The following is a 510-nucleotide window of genomic DNA, read 5'->3' on the forward strand; positions in this document are numbered from 1 at the left end:
CATGCCGTCACCGCCATTGTGATCAGGACGCAGAACACGCCAATGGAGAAACCAGCCAGGGTGCAGGCTGCTGTGATTGCGATGTTCATGGCTTCACCTTCAGGCCGGCGGCTTCAAGGGTCTTGTGCAAATCGTTGATGAACTTCGATTCGTTAAAGCAGCCGCCCTCAACGTCATCGAAATAGTCTTGGTAAGTCTCCGAAAATCGGTCTGGTAGCTTGATCACCAGCGCCTTACGGGACTGCTGCCATGCCCACCACGCGTAAATCAGTGCGCTGGTGGAATAGCTATCCGCCATCCGACTTAGCTGGATCGCGACCAGTGGCTGGCCTGCCTCTTCGGCGATGGCCGCCTCGAACTCTTCACGCATCTTGTCGGTCATTGCGCAGTCCTCTTGCCAAATTTCGCCATCAGCAGCTCACGCGCCGAGGCGCCGTCCACCGGTATTCCTTGCTGGATGATTCGCGCTTGAGCCTGTTGGTCGGCCAACTCTTCAGCCAGTTGCAGCGC

1 protein-coding gene is annotated in these 510 nt (G+C 57.3%); it reads right to left on the bottom strand.

From position 1 onward, the window contains the following. Positions 1-85: 85 nt before the first annotated feature. Positions 86-382, bottom strand: coding sequence for a hypothetical protein (locus HYI44_RS29205; RefSeq protein ID WP_225571218.1), 297 nt, complete (start codon positions 380-382; stop codon positions 86-88). Between the last annotated feature and the right edge of the window lie 128 nt (positions 383-510).

The organism is Pseudomonas sp. Y24-6 (assembly GCF_020295325.1).
Lineage (GTDB): Bacteria > Pseudomonadota > Gammaproteobacteria > Pseudomonadales > Pseudomonadaceae > Aquipseudomonas > Aquipseudomonas gregormendelii.